Origin of the sequence: Xanthobacter pollutisoli, from assembly GCF_040044995.1 — a bacterium.
GTDB lineage: Bacteria > Pseudomonadota > Alphaproteobacteria > Rhizobiales > Xanthobacteraceae > Xanthobacter.
This window is the reverse complement of the sequence record NZ_JBDZDP010000005.1, coordinates 278,043-285,000: the sequence shown is the minus strand read 5'-3', so window position 1 is coordinate 285,000 and position 6,958 is coordinate 278,043. Positions and strand designations below refer to the sequence as shown.

At 65.6% G+C, this 6,958-nt stretch carries 5 protein-coding genes (1 of these 5 running past the window's edge); 3 read left to right on the top strand and 2 right to left on the bottom strand.

Going from position 1 to position 6,958, the window contains the following annotated elements; translation table 11 throughout:
- The 3 genes from ABLE93_RS13610 to ABLE93_RS13600 all read left to right on the top strand — a co-directional run.
- Nucleotides 1–2,004, top strand: the 3' portion of a protein-coding gene (locus ABLE93_RS13610) for a peptidoglycan DD-metalloendopeptidase family protein (protein ID WP_348840357.1). Its footprint begins 60 nt before the window's first position; the window shows 2,004 of its 2,064 coding nt (coding positions 61–2,064); its start codon lies beyond the left edge, outside the window; the stop codon is at nt 2,002–2,004.
- A gap of 171 nt (nt 2,005–2,175) precedes the next feature.
- Nucleotides 2,176–3,087: a hypothetical protein gene (locus ABLE93_RS13605; protein ID WP_348840356.1), complete on the top strand. Its 912-nt coding sequence runs from the start codon at nt 2,176–2,178 to the stop codon at nt 3,085–3,087.
- A 229-nt stretch (nt 3,088–3,316) separates the two neighbouring features.
- Nucleotides 3,317–4,219, top strand: coding sequence for a hypothetical protein (locus ABLE93_RS13600; protein ID WP_348840355.1), 903 nt, complete (start codon nt 3,317–3,319; stop codon nt 4,217–4,219).
- 61 nt (nt 4,220–4,280) lie between these two features.
- Here ABLE93_RS13600 and ABLE93_RS13595 read toward each other — a convergent pair whose 3' ends face one another.
- Together ABLE93_RS13595 and ABLE93_RS13590 are read right to left on the bottom strand one after the other, a co-directional pair.
- Entirely contained in the window at nt 4,281–4,994 is a 714-nt protein-coding gene (locus tag ABLE93_RS13595) for a L,D-transpeptidase (RefSeq protein ID WP_348840354.1), read from the bottom strand.
- A gap of 279 nt (nt 4,995–5,273) precedes the next feature.
- On the bottom strand, nt 5,274–6,899 hold the full coding sequence (locus tag ABLE93_RS13590; protein WP_348840353.1) for an SIR2 family NAD-dependent protein deacylase: 1,626 nt from the start codon (nt 6,897–6,899) through the stop codon (nt 5,274–5,276).
- Nucleotides 6,900–6,958: the final 59 nt, after the last annotated feature.

Genomic DNA, 6,958 nt, shown 5'->3' with positions numbered 1-6,958 from the left:
GACGACCCCCCGCTTGGGGTGGACGGAGATGAAGAGGATATCGACCGGCGCCGGGTATCCGTGCGCTGGTTCGCAGCCACGCTGCTGACGGCCCTGTGCGGCTCCTTCCTGATGGGCGGTGCCGTTTACGCCGCGCTCGATGGCGAGCATCGCTTCGCGCTCATGCCCGAAAAGGTGCGCAACGCCATACGCGGTGCCCTGGCCATCGGCGAGCGTCCGGTAAACTCCGCCCGCAAGGGCGATCGCATGTCGCTCCTCGGCGACGTCTCCTCGGCGCGGCAGACCTTCCGGGTTTCCACTGCCACCCGCATGGGCGATCGCGAGATCATCAAGGTGCGGCCCTACACGCGGGTGGCGGCGAACCTCGCCATGAGCACCACTTCGGTCTCCACCAACATCCCGCGCTACAATCCTGCCCAGCTGGTGGCCGATTCCAGCAAGGAGGAGACCGCCCCCCAGGCCGAGCCCACGGGCGAGGTCACGCTGGTGATGCGCGATATCGCAGCGCTGCCGCAGAGCACCAAGCTCGGCGCCGCCGTTCCCATGGACAGCGTGCTGGTGAAGGTGCGCGAGGTGGCCGAGTTGAGCCGGATGCAGCCGGGCCAGCCTGGCCAGCCGCCCGGTCCCGGCGGGCTGCCGGCCGCCATCGTCGGCGCCCCTGGCTTCGCGCCCCAAGCCTCGCCGACCCCCTATCTGTCCTACGCCAGCGTCGGCGACGCGCTGGGCAACCGCGGCCTCCCCGGAGCTGCGATCCCCGGCGCCCACGCGCCGGCGAATCCCCCCGCCCCCGCCGCGCCCGACAACATCAGCTTCGTGCCCAAGACGTCAGACGAGACCTCCGGCGGCAACGACTGGTCCGACACCACCGTGGTGGTGAAGAAGGGCGACACCATCGCATCCATCCTGGTGGACAACGGCGTCTCCCGAGAGGATGCCCGCGCCGCCGCCGCAGCTTTCCAGCGCGGGCGCGAGGGCAATGTGAAGGACGGCCTGCGCATGCACCTGCTGATGCAGGAAGAGAACAAGCGCGTGCGCCCGCTGCGCATCTCCATCTTCAGCGACCTCGGCCACGAAGGCACAGTGGCGCTCTCCGACAAGGACGAATACGTCAACGTGCCCGAGCCCTCGGAAACCGAGATGGCCGGCGTCTCCGAAGATGCGGACGACGACGACAGTGGGCCCGGCATCCGGCTCTATGAGAGCATCTACGAGACGGCGCTGCGCAACGACGTGCCGCGCTCCGTCATTGCCGACATCATCCGGGTCTATTCCTTCGACGTGGACTTCCAGCGCCGCGTGCGCCCCGGCGACAATTTCGAAGTGCTGTTCTCGGACGATCCGGGCGCCGCCAACGACGTGCTCTATGCCGCCCTGACCGTGAACAAGGAGACGCGGCGCTACTACCGCTTCCAGACCTCCGACGACGGCGTGGTCGATTATTACGACGACGAGGGCAAGAGCGCGAAGAAGTTCCTGGTGCGAAAGCCGCTCGCCGGCGGCATCATGCGCTCGCCCTTCGGCTACCGCCGCCACCCGATCCTCGGCTATTCCAAGCTGCATACCGGCGTGGACTGGGCGGATTCCATCGGCACGCCCATCTATGCGGCCGGCAACGGCACCATCATCTACGCCACCTGGAAATCGGGCTACGGCAAGCACACCGAGATCCAGCACGCCAACGGCTACATCACCACCTATTCGCACCAGTCGGGCTTCGCCCGCGGCATCCGCGAGGGCGTGACGGTGCGTCAGGGCCAGCTCATCGGCTATATCGGCACCACGGGCCTCTCCACCGGCCCGCATCTGCACTACGAAGTGAAGATCAACGGCAATTTCGTGGATCCCATGCGCATCCGCCTGCCGCGCGGGCGGGCGCTGGACGGGCGCTTCCTCGCCGAGTTCAAGAAGGAGCGCGAGCGCATCGACGCACTGCTCAACCACGCGCCCGTGCCGCCCAAGGTCGCCTCCGCCAACGGCGCCAAGGCGCGCGCCGCCAGCAACTGAGGGTCCTGAGGCCGGGGCCGCCGGCTCCGGCCGCAGAAGACATCGCGGGACGGCGCCGGCGATGCCGCGATGGCGTTCGCAAGGAGCAGCATTCCGGGCTTGACCTTGGCCATGGTTCGGCTACCGCTGCGGCCCGGGGAAACGCCCCGCGCCACCGCCAAAGGACAGCCCATGAGAGGCCTCGTTCGCTCGCTCGCCTGCACCCTTCTTCTTGCCGTCGCCCTGCCCGCGACGGCCTCGGCCGATGCGCTCGGCGATTATGTCGCCGCCCGCGACAAGGCGGTGGCGGCCTCTGTCGCAGCTGCCAAGGCGGGCAAGAGCGGCGACGAGGCGGTGATGAAGCGCGAGGAGGCCGCCCTCAAGGATCTCGGCAAGCGCCTCGCCGCCGCCCTCGGGCCGCTGAAATTCAAGGGCCTTACCGGCCCGAACTACACGCTCCAGACGTTGATCTATGACGAAAGCAGCCCCACCCGTCAGCTCGACGGCCTGACCTTCGCCAACAAGGAGTACACCACCCGCATCGTCGTGACGCCGGACAGCGTGTTCCAGGCCTGGCTCGCGGCCCGCGCCAAGGACGACGGCGCGCCGGCGGCGTTCGGCGGCGGCGTGAAGCCGGCCGCCTCCACCGCTGAATTCTACACCGACGCCCTCTCCTTCGACGGCGGCTTCTACCAGCCCTATGTGGAGCTGCCCGTGGCGGCGGCGGGTGAGACGGCGGTGGCGACCCTCGGCCTCCAGATCGACGAGCCGCCCGGCAACACGCCGCCCAACGACGTTGCCATCGTCCGCATCGCCGACGGCAAGGCCATGGTGGGCATCGCCCAGGTGAAGCTGGACGTGAAGCCCCTCGCCGCCTGCGATGCCTTGTGGAAGCCGGCCAAGGCCAAGGCCGACGTGCTGCAGAAGCAGGTGGAGAAGGACAACAAGGAGCAGGACCCGCGGTGGGACGAGATCGCCAAGATCAACGACGAGGGATCGGCCGCCTATCGCGCCTGCTTCGCCAAGGAGGCGCCGAACCAGCCCTTCTTCGCCGCCGCGGTGAAGCGCGCCGAGGCGCTCCTCGCCACCGCGCGCGGGCAGTAGGTCCCGCACCCCTTAACCCCCAGCCGGGCCCCTCGCCTCGGCAAGCCCACGACACCGGATCGGCGCGGACGATGCGCGCCGGTCCGCGCGCCTGATCCCGCCTTTACCATCCCGCCACCACGATTCCGGCGAAACGGTCCCGCGCCGTCATCGCGGGCGCGCCGCGCATTGCCTTTTGCCGCGGCTGTGACAGCCTGCCTGCCCGGCATACGGCTTCAGGAATTCGCCCATGACCCGCGTCACGCGTCGGCTCATTGTCTGCGCCCTGCTTCTCGGCGCGCTTCCCGCGCAGGCCGGGCCGGCGGAGGACTATATCGCCGCCCGCAACGCCGCCGCCGCGACGGTGGAGGCGGCGGTGAAGGCCGGCAAGAGCGAGGCACAGATCGACAAGATCGAGCAGGCCGCGCGCACCGACCTCGAGCGGCGCATGACGGCGCTGCTCGGCCCCCTGCGCTTCAAGGGGCTGGAGACGAAGCCCACCTATTCGCCGGACACCTTCTACCCAAACGATCTGGGCGCGGATTCCCCCGACGGGCTGGTGTTCACCGACAAGTCGGGCGCGACCTTCGTCCTGGTCTCCCCCGAGCCGGTGTTCGCCGACTGGCTGAAGGCCCGCGCCGCCGACGAGGGCGCGCCGGCGGCCTTCAAGGAGGGCATCAAGGCCGCCGTGGGCGACGATGTCTTCTTCACGCTCACCATCAGCCGCGATGCCGCCTTCTCCAGCTACGCCCGCCTCCCGCTGGCCGCTGCCGCCGGCGAGGAGGCCTATGGCGTGCTCGGGCTGTTCGCCCAGGATGTCTCCGGCGATGCGCCGCCGGACAGCGTGCTGGTGGTGCGCGTTGCCGACGGGCGCGTGATGATCGGCTCGGCGGAGGCGCGCCTTCAGGTGCCGGCCATGCCGGCCTGCGCGGCCGCCTGGAAAGACGGCGCGGCCAAGGCCGAGGCCCTCATCGAGGCGGCGCAGAAGTCCGGCAAGGAGGACGACCCGCGCATGGAGGAGGGCTTCAAGGCCCAGGAGGACGCCGCCGCCGCCTTCCGCACCTGCTTCGCCCGCGAGGCCGCCGGCAAGCCGGTGCTGGGGGAGGCGACGAAGATGGCCGAGGGGCTGCTGGGGATCATGCGGGGACGGTGACAGGCAGCGCCCCGCCGGCGGGAGGCCGGGGCGCGCTGCGGGGCCGGAGCGGGATCGCGACTCAGGCCGGCAGGACGACCACCTTGGTCTTCACCGGGGTGCGGGAATACAGGTCGATCATGTCCTGGCTGAGCAGGCCGACGCAGCCGCTGGTGACGCCGGTGCCGATGGATTCGGGGTCGCTGCTGGCATAGATGGTGTACAGCGTGTAGTTGCCGTTCTGGTAGAGATAGAGCGTGCGCGCGCCGAGCGGGTTTTCGAGGCCGCCGGGCATCCCGTTGGCATATTTCGCCGCCTCGGGCTGGCGCTTGATCATCTCCTTGGGCGGGGTCCAGGTGGCCCATTCGGCCTTGCGGCCCACATAGGCGTCGCCGCTCCACAGGAAGCCGGCGCGGCCGACGTTGGCGCCATAGCGCGTGGCGGTGCCTTCGCCCTCGACGCGATAGACGTAATAATTGCCGGGATCGACGACGATGGTGCCGGGCGCCTCCTTGCTCTCGAAGGCCACGGTGCGGCGGAAGTATTTGGGATTGACCTTGTTGACGTCCACCGCCGGGATCGGGAACTTCTCCGTCGGCACCGGCCCGTAGACCTGCTGCGCCTCGGCGAGGCTCATGCCGTCCATGGAGGCGCAGCCGGCAAGGCCCAGCGCGCCGAAGGAAACGGCCGAGCCCACGAGGAAGGACCTCCGGCTGAGCACCCCCGGCCCGAACGCCCGCCCGCGCGCCCCGTCCTCACCCGCGCCGGCCGCGGCGATCCCATCGTCCGTCATCATGATCCCGCCGTGTCCCCTGCTGTGCCGGCCGCATCCGCGCCGACGACCCCCCATCCGCGTGCGCCGCACACTGCCGCCTTGAGGGGCGGCTGGCAAGGGTGGGGGTGGTGGGCAAAAAGACTTTCTGACTCACGCCAGCCTTCTTCGACACTCTATTGCGAACCGTCCGATTTGGGGTGGGGAGCCGACTGACGGCTTTGGTCCCGGCCGCAGCGGAGGCAGACCTTAAAATGCCAGGTACTGCCCGCGGGATGAGCTGCTAAATGCCATGAGCGGATGCTAAATTGGCTGGCCGAGTAATGCGAGAACCCCGTCGACAATGGACTTTGCAGTCTCCTTGCTCACGGGAAGGTTGGTGTGAACGGCGTCGTTGCGCACCTTGATCCACTCCGCGATGCGGCCAGGGTTTACGTTGTCGATCAGGTTCTGAGAAAGCGCCACATCTATTAGTTGGCGCAAACTCATCGGGCGAGAGACACTGTTCCAATCAGGCTTTTCAAGCCGTTTGCGTAGCGTGGCCTCAAGCAATCCCATAGCCGAAATAACCGCAGCGCGATATTCGTGCTTTTCAATGAGGCGTGCCGGCTCGAGCCTTTCTCGCTCCTCGTGCGGAACTACGCTACGAAGCGCTTCAACCAATCGCAAGATGCCCTCATCATTCTCGGCGTCGAGATCAATTCGCGTTATAAAATGCCGATTCAAGTTGACCGCCGTCGAGGAGTCTTTCATGTCGCCGACAACAATTATCCGCGGGACCCGGCTGTCGACAAGGTTAGGTTCTTTTGCGCGGCTCAAAGCAAGGCGGAGTTCGGCGGAGGTCCATGTGCTGCCAACCTCAACAACTATTGCCACGGCCCTGTCCATTAATGCGTCGATTTTCGCACTAATGGAATCTCCGGGCGAAACAACATCATCTGCCGTCACCGGAACTAGGCCAATATTGGAAACAGCAGGAAACACCCGTTCTCGATAAACTGGCAGTCGGTGCAGAGGAACGGCGAAGAAAACAAGCCTTGAACTGGACTCTTTCGGGAGTTTCAACTCTCGAAGAGGGGCTTCTTCGGTTACGGTACTGACGTCCAGAACGTTGCTGCGCCAGTGTGCCGCTAACTCGTCGAATGCAGTGGCCAGGACCTCGCCATACTGCTCCTTCTTCGTCTTCGGCAAATTAATGAGGGTAACGCCGCGCCGCGCAAACCGGGCGACGTCTGCTGGCTGTGCGCCCACTGCGATTGCATAAGCTCGCCGGCGAGTCTTGCCTAAGCGCTGCGCCACCACCTGCCATATCTGTCGGAAGTCGGGATCATCTAGGCTATATCCGATAAGTACAGCTGTCTTGGTGATCAAGAGATTGGAGAGGTAAGTTGCGATCAGCGGGTACTCGGTGAGGAAGGCGTCGTAGTCGCCCTCCGTCACAACAAGTCTCGACGGATGCCGTATGTCACCATGCAGCTTCAGTAAGATTGTCCCGTCATGCGTGATGTCGAGTGACAACTGCTCCTCATCGACTACGGGGTTCACGTACCTCGGGATGAGGTCGTATTGTTTTTCTAAGAGGAAATCGAAGTTCGTGGTGCAGACAAGATCAAATTTTATCGTGCAAAAAGCGCGATGTGCCTCCCCAGGTAAAGCATCCCGCAGATGCAGAACGTCGGAAAGTCTCTCGATGAGGCGGGCTCTGCCAAACTCATGTTCGTAGGCGGACATGGCATCGACAGGGTTGCTTGCTGAAAAATCCGCAAGGTCGTCTTCGAACGCTTTGCCAAGGTCCCTCCACAATGGCATTTTCTTACCAGTTGGCAAGACTGCATTCAGCGACATTCCTGCTCCGACAACGGGTAGCCATCGACCTTTGATCAGATCATCGAGCAACGGTCTAGGAAAGTACTGAAGATATTTCGTCATTTTGATTCCCCGTGCCGACCTTATCCCTTCGGAGGCATTTTTGAAGGAGCTGTGGAACG

Bases quoted from the DNA above. Each gene is read 5' to 3' on its own strand.
- ABLE93_RS13605 (WP_348840356.1), top strand. From the start codon at position 2,176: ATGAGAGGCCTCGTTCGCTCGCTCGCCTGCACCCTTCTTCTTGCCGTC.
- ABLE93_RS13600 (WP_348840355.1), top strand. From the start codon at position 3,317: ATGACCCGCGTCACGCGTCGGCTCATTGTCTGCGCCCTGCTTCTCGGC.
- ABLE93_RS13595 (WP_348840354.1), bottom strand. From the start codon at position 4,994: ATGATGACGGACGATGGGATCGCCGCGGCCGGCGCGGGTGAGGACGGG.
- ABLE93_RS13590 (WP_348840353.1), bottom strand. From the start codon at position 6,899: ATGACGAAATATCTTCAGTACTTTCCTAGACCGTTGCTCGATGATCTG.